Here is an 18,934-nt window from a genome sequence, read left to right as displayed (position 1 = left end):
CCCGCTGGCCCGCAGCCTTTGGTGTGCGCTATAACCCGCGCTCATGCCAAGGACCAATTCGGAATCGAGGGACTGGCGCTCCCTGACCGTCGCCGGGGTGCTGGTCGCCGCCTGCGGCGGACTCGTGCTGTACGGCGTGCTCGACACGGAGGACAAGCCCGGCAGGCCGCATGTCCCGACCGCCGCCGTGACCTACGAGGTGACCGGCGACGGCACCGCCGACATCGCCTACCAGGGCCGTAGCGAGGCCGGGACCGCCACCGTCGACCGGGCCGTCGCACTGCCGTGGAAGAAGACCGTGGACGTGCCGCTCGGCAAGCCGCCGCTGGTCTCGATCACGCTCGGCGAGAAGGGCGGCCGGGCCAGCTGCTCGCTCGCCGTGCGCGGGCGGCACGTCCAGACCGCGTCCGCCTACGGCAGGTTCGGGCGCGCCACCTGTCAGGCCGAGCTTCCCTCACCGGCAGCGGTCGCCACCGGGTGACGTCCGGGCAGATCCGTGCGCTGTACAAGTGCTGCCTGTGTGACAGGTGGTGTCACCGTGATGATTCCTAGGGGTGGGACATTTTGAGTCCTCGCAGGACCCATGCGTACAAACCGCTCAGCTTGAAGCGAAGAGCGTGGCTGACACTCGGAGCCGTCGTGCTGGGCGGCGCCGGAGCCGTCACCTATGCCGTCGCGGACCCGGGTGCGCACAACGACGGCAAGGGCGCGGGCCGCGAGCCGTCCGTGCACACGCTGAAGCTGACCGACCAGGGCGGTGGGCACCGAGGGCTGGCCAAGCGGGAGACGAATCGGTTCTCCGCCGCGCTGGTCACCTGGGACGACGAGCGTGCCGACCTCAAGGGCACACCGGAGCTCCGCTACCGCTCGCGGGAGACGGGCGAGTGGTCCGACTGGCAGAAGCTGCCGGACGATCCGTTCTCCGCCGACGGCGCCGAGGGCGCACGGGCCCGCACCCACGCCCGGGGCGGCACCGCCTCGGTGTGGACGGGTGACGCGGACGGCGTCGCGGTCCGCGTGGTCGGGGCGGACGGCACCCAGGCCGAGGGGCTGCCGGCCGGACTGGACGTGAAGCTGCTCGACCCCGGCACCGACCCGGCGGGCAGCACGCAGCCGGCCGCGTTCGCGGCGGAGACGACGACACCGTCGGCGACCGGCTCGCCGTCCCCGTCGGACACGTCGTCGGACAGCCCGTCACCCACCGACTCGGCGACGGCCACGGCCACGGACCCGACGTCCGCCACGGCATCCGCCTCCGCGACGGACCCGACGTCCGCCACGGCATCCGCCTCCGCAACGGACTCGACGTCCGCCTCGGCGTCCACCTCCCCCTCCCCGACCAGCACGGTCCCGGCACCTCGCCCCTCCACGGTCGCCAAGCCGCCGATCATCACGCAGGCCGAGTGGGGCGCCTCCACGGACTACGACGGCACGCCGAGCTACGGCACCGAGATCAAGGCGGCCGTCGTCCACCACACCGGCGTCGACAGCGACAACACGGTGTCGTGCGCCGACTCCGCGGCCCGGATGCGGACCATCCAGCAGGAGCACTTCTCCCGCGGTTACTTCGACATCGGCTACAACTTCGTGGTCGACCGCTGCGGGCAGATCTTCGAGGGCCGCAGCGGCGGGATGGACCTGCCGGTGGTGGGCGCCCACGACATCGGGTTCAACACGAACACGGTCGGCATCTCCTACATCGGCAACTACATGAGCGCGCAGCCCTCGCGGGCCGCCCTGGACGCGATCGCGCGGATCGTGGCCTGGAAGTTCGGGATGTACGGCATCGACCCGGCCGGCAAGGTCACGCTGACCTCCGGCAGTCCCAAGGGCCAGGACGGCAACCTGGTCGACAAGGACCAGCAGATCACCCTGCCCCGCGTCTTCGGCCACCGGGACACCAACGCCACCGCCTGCCCCGGCGACAACCTCTACAAGAAGCTGTCCCTCATCGCCACGCTGGCCAGGACGCCGGGCGTCTCGCACGCCCTGCCCACCGCGGACCGCGACCGGGACGGCCTGCCCGACCTGGTCGCCGGCACCCCGAAGGCCAACTCGCTGACCGTCGTGCCGGGTGGCGTGGACGGGCCGGTCACCGGCAAGAAGGTCACGCTCACCCAGAACAGCACGGGCGTGCCCGGCTCCTCCGAGTCCGGTGACGGTTTCGGTACCGCGACCGCCTGGGGCGACGTCAACGGCGACGGATACGCCGACCTGGCGATCGGCTCTCCCGGCGAGGACGACACCAGCGGTCACGCCGACCGGGGCTCGGTCACGGTCATGTACGGCCCGGCCCTCGACACCGGGTTCTCGTACAACACGTCGGGCAGTGTCACGGCGACCGGCGCCAAGCTCGGCTCCACCGTCGCGGTCGGCGACTTCAACGGCGACGGCAAGGCGGACGTGTTCGCGGCCGGCACCGGCGGGGGCGGCAACTGGAACGTACGGCTGACCGGCGGCGCCACCACCTCGGGCACCCTGACCACGGCCACCGGCTCCCTCGCCTACCTGGACGCCGCGAGCGGCGACTTCAACCGGGACGGTTACGCCGATGTCGTCCTCAACTACCGTGACACGGGCGGCATCTCGCGCCTGGTCCGGTTCGCGGGCTCGGCGAACGGGCTGACCAAGGCGGGCGTGCTCAGCGTCAAGGGCGGCCGCTCCGTCGCCTCCGCCGACTTCAACGCCGACGGCTACGACGACCTCGTCGTCGGCCAGCCGTACAGCGCGGAGTCCGGCGCGTACAAGGGCGGTCAGGTGACCATGCTGCTCGGCACCTCCACCGGCTTCACCACGACCGGGATGAAGACCGTCCACCAGGACACCAGTGGAGTGCCGGGTGCCGCCGAGGACGGCGACGCCATGGGCGCCTCGGTCTCCGCCGGCGACTACAACGCCGACGGCTTCCCCGACGTCCTGGCCGGCCTGCCCGGCGAGGACATCACCCGCGACGGCGTGAACCGCTCCGACGCCGGTTCGGCGCTGCTCGTCAAGGGCGGTGCGTCGGGTCTCACCGGCTCCGGCGCGGTCGCGGTCTCCCAGGACACCTCGGGGGTGCCCGGCGCCACCGAGAGCGGTGACACGTTCGGCTCGTCGGTGTCGCTGACCGACCTGTCCGGGTACGGGCGGGCCGACCTGACCTTCGGCGTGGCCGGGGAGGACGGCGGCGACGGCATCCTGATGTACCTGCCGAGCAACAGCTCCGGGCTCGGGTACGCCCAGACGGTGGTGTTCAGCAAGTCGACCCTCGGAACGCCGACGGACGCGGCCCTGGGCACGACCCTGGCGCCGTAGCGCCGTGACGCGTTCCGGCCGGGGCCCTCCCCAGGAGGGTCCCGGCCGGACGTTCAGCCCGCGGCGGTCGCGTCCCGGCACAGCAGGCGCAGCGAGCCGTGGCCGTCGAAGCAGCGCCGGGCCTCATCGATGGGGTCCCACAGCCGGCCGTCGGGGGTGCGCACCCAGTGCTCGCCGCCGGTCGCCCACCACTCGGCGCCGGTCTCACGGACGATCACCTCTCCGGCGTAGGCGCCGAAGCCGCGCAGCACGCTTTCCACCGCCGCGTGCGGTGGCCCCTCCCGGCGTATCTCGTCGATCATCCGGTCCACCCGCCACAGGCTCTGCGCCGAGTAGTCGAGCCGTACCCGCGCACCCTCGCGCATGGTCGCGACCGCGTCCGCCGCCCACCGCACGGGTTTCGCCGCGGCGTGCGGCCTGGTCTCCTGCTGTGCTGTCACGTACTGGGCTGTCACATAGGGAAGAGCGAGCCGGGACAGGCATCCGTCACCGGGATCCGAGGCGTTTCGCCAACCGTCGCAGGACCGCCCCACGTCCACCGCACGACAGCCACAGGACCCGCTCGGGCCAGGGCGTTTCGACGCGCCGGGGCTCCCTCACCCACGAGGTTCGACACGCCGGGCTCCGCACGCACGGGGGCGGGAGCCGGGCTCCCTCACGCCCCGGGTTCCGCGGCGCCCCGGGCCCGGCGGGAGACCACCGCGCGCAGCACCCGGCGCCCCTCGACCGCGACGTCCAGGGCCCGGCGCAGACCGTGCGCGCCGTGACCGGCGAGGAGTTCCAGGACGGCGATCTGGCGGCGCAGCTCGGCGGCGACGAGAGGTGGCAGGTCCTCGGTTTCACCCGCGCGCCCGGCGTCGAGGCCGTCGTCGTGTGCGGTGCCGTCCGCGGCGGGGTCGAGCAGCCGGTGGACGCGCAGGGAGGCCACCGAGCAGGCGTCGGCCCAGGGCCGTACCGCGTCGACGGTGCGCTCGGCCGGGGCCGCGTCCAGCATGCGGCGGGCGAGCCGGGCGGCCTCGTCCGCGGCGGGCGGCGTGCTGCCGAGCGCGTCGCGGGCCTTGGTCAGGCCGCCGCTCCAGTCGGAGCCGTCGGCGAGGCCGGCCCACAGCGGGCGCAGCAGTTCGTCGTCGTCGCCGCCGAGCAGGGGCAGGCACCGATCCAAACAAGCCAACGCACTGGCGGCCAGTCCGCGCTCGTCGGCCTGTGCGATCAGTTCCACCAGGCTCATGAAAGCCTCCCTCGCCAGGGCGCCGACCGGTACGGAGCCCGCACTTCCCCTTACTGCGTGCGACGGCCCGGGAGTGTCACAGCCGTGGGTTTCCAGCCAAGTGTGGTGTTCGGCACGGGACCGGCGAGGGGCTCCCTCGTGCCGCGTCCGGGTCGGCACCGGGACGCACCCGCCGATCGTCCGGCCGGAGTCCCGATGCGACCCCTCGGCCCGGCCGGTCCACCGGGCCGCCAGCCCAGCCGGTCCGTCAGCCCACCGTCCGTCAGCCCAGCCGGTCCGCCAGCTGCCGGAAGTCGGTCCAGGAGAGCGCGGGCCTGCCCGGGTCCCACAGCTTCTGCACGGTGGCCCGCAGCGGCATCCGTATCCCGGCGGCGACCTGATCCTGGGTCTGCGCGTTGGGGAAGTCGCCCCACACCGCGAACGACCCGCCGAGGATCTGCCCGTCGTAGCGCGCCGGCACGGCGGTCGTGCCGCGCAGCACCCGCGGGTTCCACTGCTCGTAGATGCGCTGTCCCGTCGGATACACGAAGGTCTGCGGCTGCCCGAGCACGTAGTAGAGGAACTCGTCGTTGTAGTTGAGCACCTTGCGGCCCGCGCTCAGGTACTCCGCCGGCTGCCGGGCCCCGATCTCCTTGCCGGTCCAGTAGGCGGCCTGGAGGTCCTTGGCGGGCTGCACAGAGGTGCCGCGGAAGAAGCCGTCGTTCCACGCCCGGACGGCGGTCCTGCCGTGGGCGCGGACGGTGTCCGCGCGGTCGTTGAGCCAGCCGGTGGCGAGGTCGGCGACGGTGCCGCCGGAGCCGTAGGCCTGCCGCGCGGCGGTGGCCAGCTGCGGATACGACGCCTGCGGGTCCTTCACGGTCAGCGCTTGGTACTCGTCACCGCCGAGGTGCCACCGGTCGCCGGTGAAGAGCCCGGCGTACTCGGTCAGCAGATCGTCGACGATCTTCGCGGAGGCGTCCTTGGAGATGTCGACGGCGCCCCTCGTGGCGACCCCGCTCGCGTTGCGCAGCTGGAGGTCGGGATGGGCGGCGATGACGGCGCCCAGGTGCCCCGGCGAGTCGATCTCGGGGACGACGGTGACGTGCCGGCTGTTCGCCAGGTCCACGATCCTCTTGACCTGCGCCTTGGTCAGATGGTCCTTGGCGACGATCTCGGGATGGGTGCTGGACTCGATCCGGAAGGCCTGGTCGTCGGAGAAGTGCAGTCCCAGTTCGTTGAACTTCAGATCCCCCAGCTCGCGTATCCGGTCCTCGATCCAGGACTCGCTGTACGGCTTGCGCGCGATGTCCAGCATGAACCCGCGTACCGGCTTGGCGGGCGCGTCCCGGACGACCCCCTCCGGGGCCGCACCGCCGCCGTGGACCTCCTGCTTCAGGGTGCGGGTGCCGTAGAAGACCCCCGCCTCGCCCGGCCCGCTGATGTCGACCCGCCCGCCGTGGACGGTCATCGTGTACGACTCCTGGTTCCCGCCCCCGCCGCCGAGCGCGAGCCGTACGTCACCGGCCCGCGCGTCGTCCTTCCGGCCGGCGTAGGCCAGTCCCAGCTCCCCGGCTATGAGCCGGCCCTCGTCGGCCAGCCGGGCATCGCTCACCACCACCCGCTCGCCCCGCTGCGGCTTCCAGCCGGGACCGCGCGCCGGGGTGTGGGAGCGCACCGCGGGTATCGTGCGCGGCGCCTGCGACAGCGGGTAGGTCCGGCTCGGCGAGGGACTCGCCGACGGCGTGGCCGGCCCGCCGGAGACGGCGCCGGAAACCCGGTCGGAGGACTGCCGCGTGCCCCCCTCCTGTTTCCCGCCGGATCCGTCCGTGGCGGCCCACACGCCGACACCCGTGCCGAGCGCGACCGTCCCGACGAAGGCGGCGGCGACCACCGCCCGCTTCCGTATCACCTGCTGCGCCGGTCCCCGGCGCCTGTGCTGGTTCACCCTGCCAACGTACGACCGATCCGGTGTTCACCGGTCACCAGGGCGATCCGAAACTCTTCCGTCCGAGTGAAAATCAGGCCTCGCACGGACACACAGTGACCACTCTCGATAACCTGACGACACACCTTTCACAGCATCCCCTGCCACACCACATGTGAGCGAGGACCCACGCTGCCCGCCCACCGACTCCCGTACCTCCCCACGCCTCTCGACGCCTTCAACACCGCCCCCGCCGACGAGGCGCGCATCCTCCTGCTGCACTGCCTGCACAGCCTGCGCTGGTCCCGCCGGCTCGCGGACCACCGCCCGTACCCCGACCTGGACGCCCTGCTCGCCGCGGCGGACGAGGCGGCGTACGACCTCGCCCCGGGCGACCTGGCCGAGGCCCTGGCGGGCGAGGCGCTGCCCGAGCTGCCCGCGGACACGTACTCGGCGGCCCACATGGCACTGAGCGCGGCGCACGCGGCCTACGAGGCGCGATTCGGACATGCGTTCGTCATCTATCTGGGTGATGTCCACCCGGACGAGGCGCTCGACCGCACTCTCGAAGCCATCCGGTCACGATTGACAAACGATCCGGAGGAGGAGCGGGTGACAGCGGCGGAGCAGTTACGGCGCCTCGCCCGGGGCAGGCTCGGCACCTGCCTCAGGACCGTGGGAGACTGCGCGACCAGCACAAATGCTCCCGTACCCGGCAAATGACGCGACCACCCACCCCGGTGGCCGCCCCCGCTAGCCCAACCGCGTGCCAGTTTGATCACACCGGTAGGCCCCCCGTAAGGCACAGCGCGGAGCCTCGCTACGATGCTGGGGGCCGGTGGACCGTACCCGGCCGGGCCCGACCGACAGTGAAGCCGGCGCGGCCCTGATCCCCGCACCCGGAGGGTTCTTCCGTGCCGGCTGGAACGCTGTACCGCGGCCGGGAAGGAATGTGGTCCTGGGTGGCTCACCGAGTCACCGGCGTCCTCATCTTCTTCTTCCTGTTCGTTCATGTACTGGACACCGCTCTCGTGCGTGTCTCCCCCGAGGACTACGACAAGGTCGTAGCCACGTACAAGACGCCGATCGTCGCGCTGCTGGAGTACGGCCTCGTCGCCGCCATCCTCTTCCACGCGCTCAACGGTCTGCGCGTCATCGCCGTCGACTTCTGGTCGAAGGGCCCGCGCTACCAGAAGCAGATGTTCTGGGCAGTGATGGTGGTCTGGTTCATCCTGATGGCCTTCGCGATCACCCCCGTCCTCGGCCACGCCGCTCGTGTTCTGACCGGGAGCTGAGGCCCATGTCCACGACTGAAACCACCGCGTCCGGAGTCGGCCCCGTCGAGGGCGCCCCCGTCTACTCCGTCGACAACCCGGCCCCGCTGATCGAGGCCCCCCGCAAGCGCACCAAGAAGTCCCCGAAGTCGACCCGGGGCAACTTCGAGCTGGCGGCGTGGCTGTTCATGCGCCTGTCCGGCATCGTGCTGGTCGTCCTCGTCCTCGGCCACCTGCTGATCCAGCTGGTGCTGGACGGCGGCGTCTCCAAGATCGGCTTCGCCTTCGTGGCCGGTCGCTGGGCGTCCCCGTTCTGGCAGGTCTGGGACCTGCTGATGCTGTGGCTCGCGATGCTGCACGGCGCCAACGGACTGCGGACGATCATCAACGACTACGCGGAGCGCCCGAACAGCCGGCTGTGGCTCAAGGGCCTGCTCTACACCGCCACGGTGTTCACCATCCTGCTGGGCACGCTGGTGATCTTCACCTTCGACCCGAACATCCGCTAGGCACGGGGCTGCGAGAAACATGAAGATCCACAAGTACGACACCGTCATCGTCGGCGCCGGTGGCGCGGGCATGCGCGCGGCCATCGAGTCGACGAAGCGCAGCCGCACCGCGGTCCTGACCAAGCTCTACCCCACCCGCTCCCACACGGGCGCCGCGCAGGGCGGCATGGCCGCCGCGCTGGCCAACGTGGAGGAGGACAACTGGGAGTGGCACACCTTCGACACGGTCAAGGGCGGTGACTACCTGGTCGACCAGGACGCCGCCGAGATCCTGGCGAAGGAGGCCATCGACGCCGTCCTCGACCTGGAGAAGATGGGCCTGCCGTTCAACCGGACGCCGGACGGCACCATCGACCAGCGCCGCTTCGGCGGTCACAGCCGCAACCACGGCGAGGCCCCGGTCCGCCGCTCCTGCTACGCGGCCGACCGCACCGGCCACATGATCCTCCAGACGCTGTACCAGAACTGCGTCAAGGAGGGCGTGGAGTTCTTCAACGAGTTCTACGTCCTGGACCAGCTGATCACCGAGGTCGACGGCGTCAAGAAGTCGGCCGGTGTGGTGGCCTACGAGCTGGCCACCGGTGAGATCCACATCTTCCAGGCGAAGGCCGTGATCTACGCCTCCGGCGGCACCGGCAAGTTCTTCAAGGTGACGTCGAACGCCCACACGCTGACCGGTGACGGTCAGGCGGCGGTCTACCGGCGCGGGCTCCCGCTGGAGGACATGGAGTTCTTCCAGTTCCACCCGACCGGCATCTGGCGCATGGGCATCCTGCTGACGGAGGGCGCCCGTGGTGAGGGCGGCATCCTCCGCAACAAGGACGGCGAGCGCTTCATGGAGAAGTACGCGCCGGTGATGAAGGACCTCGCGTCGCGCGACGTGGTGTCGAGGTCGATCTACACGGAGATCCGCGAGGGCCGCGGCTGCGGTCCCGAGGGCGACCACGTCTACCTGGACCTCACCCACCTGCCGCCGGAGCAGCTGGACGCCAAGCTCCCGGACATCACCGAGTTCGCGCGGACGTACCTCGGCATCGAGCCCTACACGGACCCGATCCCGATCCAGCCGACCGCGCACTACGCGATGGGTGGCATCCCGACGAACGTCGAGGGTGAGGTCCTGGCGGACAACACCACCGTCGTCCCGGGTCTGTACGCGGCCGGTGAGGTCGCCTGCGTGTCGGTGCACGGCGCCAACCGCCTGGGCACCAACTCGCTGCTGGACATCAACGTCTTCGGCCGCCGCGCGGGCATCGCCGCCGCCGAGTACTCGGCGAAGGCCGACTACGTCGAGCTGCCGGAGGCCCCGGAGTCCTTCGTCCTCGAGCAGATCGAGCGGCTGCGCAACTCCACCGGCAACGAGCGGGTGGCCACGCTGCGCCGCGAGCTGCAGGAGACCATGGACGCCAACGTCATGGTGTTCCGCACCGAGCAGACGATCAAGACGGCCGTCGAGAAGATCGCCGAGCTGCGTGAGCGCTACAAGAACGTGGCGATCCAGGACAAGGGCAAGCGGTTCAACACGGACCTGCTGGAGGCGATCGAGCTGGGCAACCTGCTCGACCTGGCCGAGGTCATGGCCGTCTCGGCGCTGGCCCGCAAGGAGTCCCGCGGTGGTCACTACCGCGAGGACTACCCGAACCGCGACGACGTCAACTTCATGCGCCACACCATGGCGTACCGCGAGGTCGGCGCCGACGGCTCGGAAACCGTCCGTCTCGACTACAAGCCGGTCGTCCAGACCCGCTACCAGCCGATGGAGCGTAAGTACTGATGGCTACCCCTGTTCTGGACAAGGCGGACGCGGCCGGCCGGCCCGAGCCCGGCTTCGCCGACTCCCCCTACATCACGGTCACCTTCCGGGTCCGCCGGTTCAACCCGGAGGTCTCGGCGGAGGCGGTCTGGGAAGATTTCCAGCTGGAGATCGACCCGAAGGAGCGCGTCCTCGACGGCCTCCACAAGATCAAGTGGGACATCGACGGCACCCTCACCTTCCGCCGCTCGTGCGCGCACGGCATCTGCGGCTCGGACGCGATGCGGATCAACGGCAAGAACCGCCTTGCCTGCAAGACGCTGATCAAGGACATCAACCCCGAGAAGCCGATCACGGTCGAGCCCATAAAGGGCCTCACGGTCCTGAAGGACCTGATCGTGGACATGGAGCCGTTCTTCCAGGCGTACCGGGACGTCATGCCGTTCCTGATCACCAAGGACACGAACGAGCCGACGCGCGAGCGACTGCAGTCCGCCGAGGACCGCGAGCGCTTCGACGACACGACGAAGTGCATCCTCTGCGCGGCCTGCACCTCCTCCTGCCCGGTGTTCTGGAACGACGGCCAGTACTTCGGCCCGGCCGCGATCGTGAACGCCCACCGCTTCATCTTCGACTCGCGTGACGAGGCCGGGGAGCAGCGCCTGGAGATCCTCAACGACCGCGACGGCGTATGGCGCTGCCGCACCACCTTCAACTGCACGGACGCCTGCCCGCGCGGTATCGAGGTCACGAAGGCCATCCAGGAAGTGAAGCGCGCACTGATCACGCGCCGCTACTGATCGCCGTACGGCTACGGCTCATCGGGCCCCGTCTTCCGGTCACACACCGGGGCGGGGCCCTCGCCGTCACACGGACCGACTCAAGCCGCCACCGCGTCCCGGCGCCCGGCCCCCCGCCAAGCCACCTGCCGCCGGCCCCTGCCCGGCCTTGCCGGCAATCTGCCCTGCACCGCCGATCCTGGCCCCGCCCTCCCGGTCTCGTCCGGGGGCGGGGCCCCCGGTGTGGTGCGCCACCTCCGGCAATCACGGGATACCGCGGGGGTGCGCTCTATTCTGACGGTATGTCAGACGACCAGTCGTACGAACTACTCGGATTCGACAACGTGCTGTTCCCCGTCGGCGACCTCGCCGAGGCCGTCGGGTTCTACGAGCGGGCCGGGTTCACCGTGGGATTCCGGTTCGACGAGGCCGGGATCGCGCTGCTGAAGGTCGGCGGGGAGACACCCGGCATCCTGCTACGCGCCGAGGAGGCGCTGGGGCACCGGCCGCCGCCCTGGCCCTCGCAGCGCCTCTGGCTGGAGGTGCCGGACGCCCGGGCGGCGGCGCGGGAGCTGGCCGCCGCGGGGGTCGAGCCCCTGGACGAGGTGTTCCCGGTGGCCACCGGCTGGACCGTGGAGATCGCCGACCCCTGGGGGAACATCGTCGGCTTCACGGACTACACCAAGCGCCCGGCACTGGGGCGGAGGGCCTGATCGCCTTGACTTGAACACGTTCAAAAACGGGTCTACAGTCAGCCCTGTCAGCGTTTTGAACGCGTTCAAGAAGGGGTGGGGCATGGACCGCACCGTCATCGCCTACGTCATCTACCTGGCCGTCAGCATCGCGCTGACCGTCTGGGTGGCCCGCACGCTCAGCCGCAACGGCCGGATCTTCCTCGCCGACGTCCTGCGCGGCAACGAGAAGCTCGCGGACGCCGTCAACCACCTCCTGGTGGTGGGCTTCTACCTGGTCAACCTCGGCTTCGTGGCGCTGTACCTGGGCGACGACGGGACGATCGAGGACACCCGCGGCATCTTCGAGGCCCTGTCGACCAAGGTGGGCGTGGTCCTGCTGGTGCTCGGCGTGATGCACCTGGGCAACGTGTACGTGCTCAGCAAGATCCGCCGGCGCGGGGTCATGGAGCGGGAGCAGCTGCCCCCGGTCACCCCGCGGGAGTGGGTCGCCCCGACGGCCGGCGCGTGACCACCGTGACGACCATGACCACCAGGGAGGGCCGGGACGCCACGAGCGCCCCGGTCCGCGGGCTGACCGTCCTGTACGACGCCGAGTGCGCCCTCTGCGCCCACCTGCGCGGCTGGCTCGCACGGCAGTCGCAGCTGGTGCCGCTGGAACCGGTGCCGGCGGGCTCGGCCGAGGCGCGCGACCGCTTCCCGGGTCTCGACCACGCCGCCACCCTCGACGAGGTCACCGTCGTCGGCGACTCCGGGCAGGTCTACCGGGGCGCCCACGCCTGGATCGTCGTCCTGTGGGCCCTGCGCGAGCACCGCCCGCTCGCGCACCGGCTCGCCACCCCGGCCGGCGCCCGGCTGGCCCGGGGTGCCGTGCTGGCGGCGGCGAAATGGCGGGACTCGCACGGGCAGGGGCGGCGGAGCGGGCGGTGGGGAGGGCAGTCGTACCGGCGCGCGGACGGGTGGACGTACCACCCGGACACGGGCTGGACCTACCAGCCGTCCTCCTGCTCCGACGGCGCCTGCGCCACTCGTTAGGCTCTTGTACCGTGCCCGCGAAGAACGACGGCCCCGAGACGGCCGGTCCCCAGAGCAGCAAGTCCGAGCAGACCCGTGCGCTGATCCTGGAGACCGCGATGCGGTTGTTCCAGGAGAGCGGGTACGACAAGACGACCATGCGGGCCATCGCCAGGGAGGCCGGGGTCTCCGTGGGCAACGCCTACTACTACTTCGCGGGCAAGGAACACCTGATCCAGGGCTTCTACGACCGGATCGCCGCCGAGCACCAGGAGGCGGTCCGGGAGGTCCTGGACCGGGAGACGGATCTGGAGGCGCGGCTCGCGGGAGTGCTGACCGCGTGGCTGGACATCGCCAGGCCGTACCACGAGTTCGCGGTGCAGTTCTTCAAGAACGCCGCCGACCCCGACAGCCCGCTCAGCCCCTTCTCCCCGGAGAGCGAGCACGCGCGCGAGCAGGCCATCAGCGTGCACCGGGAGGTCCTGGCCGGCTCGAAGTCCAAGGTGGCCCCCGAACTCCGCGAGGTCCTGCCGGAGTTGCTGTGGCTCTCCCAGATGGGCCTGGTCCTCTACTGGGTCTTCGACCGCACGGAAGGGCGTGAGCGCAGCTACCGTCTGGCGCGGCGCGGGGCCCGGCTGACCGCACGCGGGGTGTCCCTGGCCCGGTTCCGGGTCCTGCGCCCGCTGGTCCTGGAGATCCACGAACTGTTCACGGACTTCCTGCCGGGAATGACGAAGGCACTGCCGGATCCGGGGCGCGAGCGGGGCCAGTGATCACTTCCGGGTGCCAAGGTCACCCTCGACGTGGAGCAGATCATCCCGGCCGGGCAGCGAAAGACCGACAGATCAGATCCACTCCAGCCGCCACAGCCGGAACACGCCCGTGCCGTCCGTGAGGTACTGGCCACCGCCCACGTCCTCGATGCTGACCACGTACTCCTTGCGCTGCCACAGTGGGATCAGCGGCACGTCCTCGGCCACGTCGGCCTGGATGTCGCGGAAGTCGTTCGCGGCCCGGCTGCGGTCGGCGAACTGCCGGCTGTCCAGGATGAGGTGGTCGACCAGCTTGTTGCTGTATCCGGTGCTCATCGTGGAGCCGGTGCCGACGAGCGCGGCGCCGAAGGTGTCCGGGTCGGGGTAGTCGGCCACCCAGCCGACCGCCCACGCGTCCATCTTCCCGGCGGCCCAGCGCTTCTGGAAGTCGGTCCACTCGTAGCCCTTGACGTCCACCTTGAACAGGCCGCCCGCCTCCAGCTGCTTCTTCAGCACCGCGGCCTCCTCGGCGCCCGCGCCGCGGCCGATGCCGTAGCCGAAGGTGAACCGCACCGGCAGGGTCACCCCGGCCTCGGTGAGCAGTTCGCGGGCCTTCTTGGTGCTCTGCGTCGGGTAGCCGTCGAAGAACGACGTGGTGTGGCCGGTGATACCGGTCGGGATCAGCGAGTACAGCGGGTCGACCGTGCCCTCGTAGACCCTCGCGGCCAGCTCCTCGCGGTTGACCAGCCAGGCCATCGCCCGGCGCACCCGCACATCGTGCAGCGGGGATGCGGCACGGGTGTCGAGGTACAGGTTGCGGGTCTCGGCGCTGTCGGAGTCGGTGACCCGCATCCTGGGGTCGCTCGGGTTCAGCCGGGAGAGCACGTCCGGCGGCAGGGTCCGGGTGGCGACGTCGACCTGCCGGGCCTTCCAGGCGTCGTCGAGCTTCTGGGAGTCGGTGTAGTACCGCAGCTCGACCGGGCGGCCGGTGCCGCTGAGGTAGCCCTTGTAGTTCTTGTACGGCTGAAGGCCGGCCTTCTCGTCCTTGGTGTACGACGTGAGCGTGTACGGGCCGGTGCCGTCGACCGCGGAGCCGGTGCGCAGGGCGCCGGCCGGGTACTTGTCCTTGTCCACGATCGAACCGGCGCCGGTGGCGACCTTCGACGGGAAGGTGGCGTCCGGGGACGACAGGTGGAAGGTGACCGTCCTCGCGCCGTCGGCGGTCACCGAGCCGAGCGTGTCGAACAGGGAGGCCGGGCCGACATCGGAGTTGATCCTCTTCACCCGGTCGAAGGAGAACTTCACGTCCTCGGCGGTCATCGCCCGCCCGCTCGGGAAGGTGATGCCGTCGCGCAGCGTGCACCGGTACGTCTTCAGGCCGCCGCCCTCGAACGCGCAGCTCTCCGCCGCGTCCGGGACCGGCTCGACCCCGCCCGGCTCGAAGGTCAGCAGCGACTGGAAGACATTGCTGAACAGCGCCCAGGAGCCGGCGTCGTAGGCGCCGGCCGGGTCGAGTGCGGTGACGGCGTCCGTCGTTCCGACCGTGATCGCCTTGTTCTCGTCCCCCTGCGACGGCAGCAGTTGCCAGCCGCCGATTCCCACGACGGCGAGCACGAGCAGCGTCACGAGAATCCGCATGCGAACAGATCGCATGGTGGTGCCCTCCCCAGGCCCCTTGAGGCCCTACCCCTGGCCAGCACGATGTCGCCACTCCCCTAAGCGGCGCGGCTCACCTAATCACACGTGTTTCACCCGGGGGAAGGGCTTTCTGACCAGATGGGCAAGAACTTACCGAGGCGTTGGTTACGCCGGGGTTTCACAGCGTCTTCACAGCCGTGGGAGCGGTTCCGGTCACGCGCGCGTGGCGGCCAGTTCGATCACCGTCACGTCCGACGGCGCCCCCACGCGCGTGGGCGGACCCCAGGCGCCCGCGCCCCGGCTGACGTACAGCTGTGTGTCGCCGTAGCGGTCGAGACCGGCGACGGTCGGGTTGGCGGCGGCCGCGAGGAGGTTGCCGGGCCAGAGCTGGCCGCCGTGGGTGTGACCGGAGAGCTGGAGGTCGACGCCGTGCCGGACGGCCTCGTGAATCTGCACCGGCTGGTGGGCGAGCAGCACGCACGCGCGTGCCGGGTCCCGGCCGGCGAGGGCCCTGCCGAAGTCCGGGCCCTGTCCCTCGCTCTCGCCCTGGAGGTCGTTCACCCCGGCCAGGTCGAAGTACGGCAGCGCCGTGCGGGCGTTCTCCAGCGGGTGCAGGCCGAGGGTGCGCACCTCCTCGACCCACTGCTCGGCGCCGGAGAAGTACTCGTGGTTGCCGGTGACGAAGTAGGCGCCGTGCCGCGCGTCGAGCCGGGCGAGGGGCGCGGCGGCCGGGCCGAGGTCCTTGACGCTGCCGTCCACCAGGTCGCCGACGACCGCGATCAGGTCCGGCTGGGTCGCGTTCACGGTGTCGACGACCCGCTGCGCGAAGTCCCGGCCGAGGACCGGGCCGAGGTGGATGTCGCTGACGACCGCGATCCGGAAACCGTGCGCGGCCCGCGGGAGTTTGGCCAGCGGCACGGTGACCCGCTTCACCCGCGGGCCGCGCAGGACGCCGTAGGTGCCATAGCCGACGGTCGCGGCGGCGGCGGTGGCGGCGGCCCCGGCGACGACCCGGGAGACGAAGAGACGGCGGGTGGGTCCGGGCCCGGGGGGCGGGGGCTCGGCTGCCGGGGCCTCGGGCGCCTGAGGCTCGGGGGCCGAAGGGGCGGCTGCCGGGGCCTCGGGCGCCTCAAGCTCGGGGGCCGAAGCGGCGGTTGCCGGGGCCTGTGCCGGTGACGGTGCCCGAGGTGTGACGGCGGCTGGCGCGGGGGGATCCGGTGCGGGTGCGGTGGGTCCGGACGAGGGTGTGGTGGGTGCCGGTGCGGTGAGGGCCCGGGCCGGGCGGGGCCCGCGGTCCAGTGCGCGGCGCAGCAGTGGTCGTACCGCCTCGCCGGCCACCACCGCCAGCAGCAGGTACAGGGCGAGGGCCATCCACAGGAAGCCGGGCCAGGCCAGGGTCCGCTGAAGCCGGAAGGGTGCGCCGGTGCGTTCCGCGACCAGGGCGGCCACCATCAGGACCGGGCCGGCGACGAACACCGCCGTGCCGGCGCGACGGGCCGGGCCGGGGCCGCGTGTGGTGTCGCGGACCAGACGCCGCCACACGTACCAGTGCAGGGCCGCCACGACGGCCAGGACGGCCAGGGCCACGAGTGCGAAGACGATGACCAACCCGATCTGTCCCCCGCTATGACGTCCGGCGCAGTGCGCGCAGTCCGCGCAACCCGATGACCCCGATGACCGTCCCCAATACGAAGGAGACGACCGCCAGCAGCAGGTGCACCCAGAAGTACGCGGTCGGGTGACCGTCGTCGAAGGCGAGCCCGCTGCTGTCCTTGACCAGGTTCTTGACGAAAGTGACCCAGATGACCCAGCTCCACACCCCGAAGGCGAGCAGGAACCAGGAGACCGGGCGGCTGAGCTTCATGCCTCCAGTATCGCCGTCGGCCGTCCGGTTCCGTGTCGGGGGTGGGGCGGGTGGCGGGACTTCGCGGTTCGCTCCAGGTACGTTCTCGATCGTGCCCGCACCCAAGAAGACCGGCCGGCGATCATTGCTGGTCACCTCCGCCACACTGCTGTCCCTGTCCGTCACCGCGCCCGCCGCCCTCGCCGCGCCGACCCCGTCGACCAGTCCCACGCCCACGCCACCGGCCCGGATGTCCACCGTGGGCGGCGCCCGGCTGGGCCTGCCCGGCACCCAGGTCGACCTCGCTCCCGGCGTGCCCGTGCTGCCCAAGGACCTCACCGCCCGTTCGTGGATCGTCTCCGACGCGGAGTCCGGCGAGGTGCTCGCCGCGCACAACGCGCACTGGCGGCTGCCCCCGGCGAGCACCCTGAAGATGCTGTTCGCGGACACGGTGCTGCCCCGGTTCCCCAGCGGCACCCAGCACAGGGTGGTGCCGTCGGACCTCGCGGGTATGGGCATCGGCTCCAGCGTGGTCGGGATAAAGGAGGGCCACACCTACACCGTCCACGACCTGTGGCTCGGGGTCTTCCTGCGCTCGGGCAACGACGCCGTGCACGTGCTGTCCCAGATGAACGGCGGCATCGAGCGGACCGTCGAGGACATGCAGGCGCACGCCGACGAGCTGCAGGCCCTGGACACCCACGTGGTCTCCCCGGACGGCTATGACGCGCCGGGTCAGGTGTCGTCGGCGTACGACCTGACGCTGTTCGCCCGTTCCGGGCTGCAGAAGAAGGACTTCCGCGACTACTGCTCGACGGTGCGGGCGAAGTTCGGCTCCGCCGAGATCCAGAACACCAACCGGCTGCTGAGCGGTGACACCGACGTGCCCGTCTACCAGGGCATCGCGGGCGTGAAGAACGGCAACACCACCCACGCGGGCGCCACCTTCACCGGGGTCGCCGAGCGGGGCGGCAAGGTGCTGCTGGTCACGGTGATGAACCCGGAGAAGCATGAGCACAACGAGGTCTACAAGGAGACCGCGAAGCTGTTCGACTGGGGCTTCCAGGCGGCCGGCAAGGTCAGCCCGGTGGGCGAGCTGGTGCCGCCGAGGAGCGCCGCGGCGAACACCGCGCGGCCGAGCCCCAGCGCCGTGACCGGGCAGGCGGCCTCGGGGACCGGCGGGCCCGGCTCCAAGCCGGTGGCGAGCGCCACCACCCACTCCGGTTCCGGTGTAGGTACCGCCCTGGCCATCGCGGGCGGACTGCTGGTGCTGCTCTCGGGCGGGGTGTTCCTGATCAACCGCCGGTGGCCGCTGCCGGATCTGATGCGCCGTCGGGCGCGTCACTGAGTTCGGCCTCCTTGCTCCGCGTCGCCGTCCAGGAGGCGCAGAACAGCACGAGTTTCGCGGTGAAGTTGATCCACAGCAGCAGCGCCACGGGGACACCGAACGCGCCGTACACGCTCTTCGCGGCGATCCCCTGGATATAGCCGCTGAGCAGGAGCTTCAGCAGTTCGAAGCCGATCGCGCCGAGCAGCGCCGCCACGATCAGGCGGCGACGCGGCGGCTCGACCCCGGGCAGCAGGGTCAGGACGTAGAGCAGGACGAGGAAGTCCGCGAGCGCGGCGACGGCGAACGCGGTGATCCGCAGCAGCAGGCTGCCCCAGCTGTGCTCCTCCAGGCCGATCGCCCGGGACAGCCGGCCGACGGCCGCCGAGGCGAGCGTGGAGGTGGCGAGCGTGACCAGCAGGGCGCCGCCGAGGCCGAGGAGGATCCCGGCGTCCTTGGCCTTGGTGAGGACCGGGTTCTCCTCGCGGTCGGGCAGTTCCCACACCGCGCGCAGGCAGTCCCGTACCTGGCCGACCCAGCCGATGCCCGTGAACAGCAGCACGGCGCCCGCGATGACACCGACGGTGCCGGCGTTGTCCACCAGTGAGCTGATGTCCAACTGCTCGGAGAGGCCCGGGAACTGTTCGGCGATCTTGTGCTCCACGGTCTTCTGGCTGGAGGGGCTCAGCGTGGCGGCCGTGATCGCGGCGGCCACGGTCAGGAGCGGGAACAGCGCGACGAAGCTGACGAACGTCATGGCGGCGGCCAGCCGGGTCCACTTCACCCGGTCCAGCCGCTCGTAGCACCGCCACGCGTGCGTGATCATCAGCCGGGTGACGATCGGCCCGACGCCGGGCAGTCTCTTCAGCCAGTCCATGATCCGTCCCTGCCCTCACGGCCCCTCTCCACACCGCTGAAATGACGTCAT

19 protein-coding genes are annotated in these 18,934 nt (G+C 71.1%); 12 read left to right on the top strand and 7 right to left on the bottom strand.

Features of this window, described 5'->3' with window-relative positions; all coding sequences use genetic code 11:
• Positions 1-43 precede the first annotated feature (43 nt).
• Positions 44-481 carry a hypothetical protein gene (locus tag AC07C1_RS29425; RefSeq protein ID WP_478943834.1) on the top strand — a complete coding sequence of 146 codons (438 nt, stop codon included), beginning with the start codon at positions 44-46 and terminating at the stop codon, positions 479-481.
• 122 nt (positions 482-603) lie between these two features.
• Entirely contained in the window at positions 604-3,294 is a 2,691-nt protein-coding gene (locus AC07C1_RS29420) for an FG-GAP-like repeat-containing protein (RefSeq protein WP_478943832.1), read from the top strand.
• Positions 3,295-3,347: 53 nt separating this feature from the next.
• Here AC07C1_RS29420 and AC07C1_RS29415 read toward each other — a convergent pair whose 3' ends face one another.
• The 3 genes from AC07C1_RS29415 to AC07C1_RS29405 all read right to left on the bottom strand — a co-directional run bounded on the left by AC07C1_RS29415 (position 3,348) and on the right by AC07C1_RS29405 (position 6,446).
• On the bottom strand, positions 3,348-3,734 hold the full coding sequence (locus AC07C1_RS29415; protein ID WP_478943831.1) for a hypothetical protein: 387 nt from the start codon (positions 3,732-3,734) through the stop codon (positions 3,348-3,350).
• Between the two features lie 215 nt (positions 3,735-3,949).
• Entirely contained in the window at positions 3,950-4,522 is a 573-nt protein-coding gene (locus AC07C1_RS29410; RefSeq protein WP_478943829.1) for a hypothetical protein, read from the bottom strand.
• A 262-nt stretch (positions 4,523-4,784) separates the two neighbouring features.
• The gene (locus AC07C1_RS29405; protein WP_478943827.1) at positions 4,785-6,446 is read right to left on the bottom strand and encodes a beta-N-acetylhexosaminidase; all 1,662 of its coding nucleotides are present in this window, start codon (positions 6,444-6,446) and stop codon (positions 4,785-4,787) included.
• A gap of 171 nt (positions 6,447-6,617) precedes the next feature.
• On the opposite strand from AC07C1_RS29405, the gene AC07C1_RS29400 reads away from it, so the two are divergent.
• From AC07C1_RS29400 to AC07C1_RS29360, 9 genes are all read left to right on the top strand, one after another.
• Entirely contained in the window at positions 6,618-7,148 is a 531-nt protein-coding gene (locus tag AC07C1_RS29400; RefSeq protein WP_478943931.1) for a 2-oxo-4-hydroxy-4-carboxy-5-ureidoimidazoline decarboxylase, read from the top strand.
• 191 nt (positions 7,149-7,339) lie between these two features.
• Entirely contained in the window at positions 7,340-7,720 is a 381-nt protein-coding gene (gene sdhC, locus AC07C1_RS29395; protein WP_478943825.1) for a succinate dehydrogenase, cytochrome b556 subunit, read from the top strand.
• 5 nt (positions 7,721-7,725) lie between these two features.
• Positions 7,726-8,208 carry a succinate dehydrogenase hydrophobic membrane anchor subunit gene (locus AC07C1_RS29390; RefSeq protein WP_478943824.1) on the top strand — a complete coding sequence of 161 codons (483 nt, stop codon included), beginning with the start codon at positions 7,726-7,728 and terminating at the stop codon, positions 8,206-8,208.
• 19 nt (positions 8,209-8,227) lie between these two features.
• Complete coding sequence (gene sdhA, locus AC07C1_RS29385) at positions 8,228-9,982, top strand: succinate dehydrogenase flavoprotein subunit (protein ID WP_478943822.1); 1,755 nt, start codon at positions 8,228-8,230, stop codon at positions 9,980-9,982.
• Positions 9,982-10,761, top strand: a complete 780-nt coding sequence (locus AC07C1_RS29380; RefSeq protein ID WP_478943821.1) for a succinate dehydrogenase iron-sulfur subunit — start codon at positions 9,982-9,984, stop codon at positions 10,759-10,761. The genes sdhA and AC07C1_RS29380 overlap by 1 nt, the downstream gene beginning before the upstream one ends.
• Positions 10,762-11,042: 281 nt before the next feature.
• The gene (locus tag AC07C1_RS29375) at positions 11,043-11,453 is read left to right on the top strand and encodes a VOC family protein (RefSeq protein ID WP_478943819.1); all 411 of its coding nucleotides are present in this window, start codon (positions 11,043-11,045) and stop codon (positions 11,451-11,453) included.
• A gap of 82 nt (positions 11,454-11,535) precedes the next feature.
• Positions 11,536-11,943 carry a hypothetical protein gene (locus AC07C1_RS29370; RefSeq protein WP_478943817.1) on the top strand — a complete coding sequence of 136 codons (408 nt, stop codon included), beginning with the start codon at positions 11,536-11,538 and terminating at the stop codon, positions 11,941-11,943.
• A 14-nt stretch (positions 11,944-11,957) separates the two neighbouring features.
• The gene (locus AC07C1_RS29365; RefSeq protein WP_478943815.1) at positions 11,958-12,467 is read left to right on the top strand and encodes a thiol-disulfide oxidoreductase DCC family protein; all 510 of its coding nucleotides are present in this window, start codon (positions 11,958-11,960) and stop codon (positions 12,465-12,467) included.
• 11 nt (positions 12,468-12,478) lie between these two features.
• Complete coding sequence (locus tag AC07C1_RS29360) at positions 12,479-13,219, top strand: TetR/AcrR family transcriptional regulator (protein WP_478943814.1); 741 nt, start codon at positions 12,479-12,481, stop codon at positions 13,217-13,219.
• Between the two features lie 72 nt (positions 13,220-13,291).
• Here AC07C1_RS29360 and AC07C1_RS29355 read toward each other — a convergent pair whose 3' ends face one another.
• The 3 genes from AC07C1_RS29355 to AC07C1_RS29345 all read right to left on the bottom strand — a co-directional run bounded on the left by AC07C1_RS29355 (position 13,292) and on the right by AC07C1_RS29345 (position 16,700).
• Complete coding sequence (locus AC07C1_RS29355; protein ID WP_478943812.1) at positions 13,292-14,836, bottom strand: ABC transporter substrate-binding protein; 1,545 nt, start codon at positions 14,834-14,836, stop codon at positions 13,292-13,294.
• Between the two features lie 213 nt (positions 14,837-15,049).
• Entirely contained in the window at positions 15,050-16,444 is a 1,395-nt protein-coding gene (locus tag AC07C1_RS29350) for a metallophosphoesterase (RefSeq protein WP_478943810.1), read from the bottom strand.
• Positions 16,445-16,460: 16 nt separating this feature from the next.
• Positions 16,461-16,700: an SCO4848 family membrane protein gene (locus AC07C1_RS29345; protein WP_356818531.1), complete on the bottom strand. Its 240-nt coding sequence runs from the start codon at positions 16,698-16,700 to the stop codon at positions 16,461-16,463.
• A gap of 91 nt (positions 16,701-16,791) precedes the next feature.
• On the opposite strand from AC07C1_RS29345, the gene AC07C1_RS29340 reads away from it, so the two are divergent.
• Positions 16,792-18,027: a D-alanyl-D-alanine carboxypeptidase family protein gene (locus tag AC07C1_RS29340; RefSeq protein WP_478943807.1), complete on the top strand. Its 1,236-nt coding sequence runs from the start codon at positions 16,792-16,794 to the stop codon at positions 18,025-18,027.
• Here the strand turns inward: AC07C1_RS29340 and AC07C1_RS29335 are convergent.
• Positions 17,975-18,883: a YihY/virulence factor BrkB family protein gene (locus AC07C1_RS29335; protein ID WP_478943805.1), complete on the bottom strand. Its 909-nt coding sequence runs from the start codon at positions 18,881-18,883 to the stop codon at positions 17,975-17,977. The genes AC07C1_RS29340 and AC07C1_RS29335 overlap by 53 nt on opposite strands.
• Positions 18,884-18,934 lie beyond the last annotated feature (51 nt).

The sequence above is a fragment of the Streptomyces sp. NPDC045022 genome (genome assembly GCF_056432605.1).
The sequence above is the reverse complement of the archived record's forward strand: the minus strand, read 5'-3'. Positions and strand labels throughout refer to the sequence as shown.

Bases quoted from the DNA above. Each gene is read 5' to 3' on its own strand.
- AC07C1_RS29345 (WP_356818531.1), bottom strand. From the start codon at position 16,700: ATGAAGCTCAGCCGCCCGGTCTCCTGGTTCCTGCTCGCCTTCGGGGTG.
- AC07C1_RS29370 (WP_478943817.1), top strand. From the start codon at position 11,536: ATGGACCGCACCGTCATCGCCTACGTCATCTACCTGGCCGTCAGCATC.
- AC07C1_RS29380 (WP_478943821.1), top strand. From the start codon at position 9,982: ATGGCTACCCCTGTTCTGGACAAGGCGGACGCGGCCGGCCGGCCCGAG.
- sdhA (WP_478943822.1), top strand. From the start codon at position 8,228: ATGAAGATCCACAAGTACGACACCGTCATCGTCGGCGCCGGTGGCGCG.
- AC07C1_RS29425 (WP_478943834.1), top strand. From the start codon at position 44: ATGCCAAGGACCAATTCGGAATCGAGGGACTGGCGCTCCCTGACCGTC.
- AC07C1_RS29335 (WP_478943805.1), bottom strand. From the start codon at position 18,883: ATGGACTGGCTGAAGAGACTGCCCGGCGTCGGGCCGATCGTCACCCGG.
- AC07C1_RS29365 (WP_478943815.1), top strand. From the start codon at position 11,958: ATGACCACCAGGGAGGGCCGGGACGCCACGAGCGCCCCGGTCCGCGGG.
- AC07C1_RS29355 (WP_478943812.1), bottom strand. From the start codon at position 14,836: ATGCGGATTCTCGTGACGCTGCTCGTGCTCGCCGTCGTGGGAATCGGC.
- AC07C1_RS29390 (WP_478943824.1), top strand. From the start codon at position 7,726: ATGTCCACGACTGAAACCACCGCGTCCGGAGTCGGCCCCGTCGAGGGC.
- AC07C1_RS29375 (WP_478943819.1), top strand. From the start codon at position 11,043: ATGTCAGACGACCAGTCGTACGAACTACTCGGATTCGACAACGTGCTG.
- AC07C1_RS29410 (WP_478943829.1), bottom strand. From the start codon at position 4,522: ATGAGCCTGGTGGAACTGATCGCACAGGCCGACGAGCGCGGACTGGCC.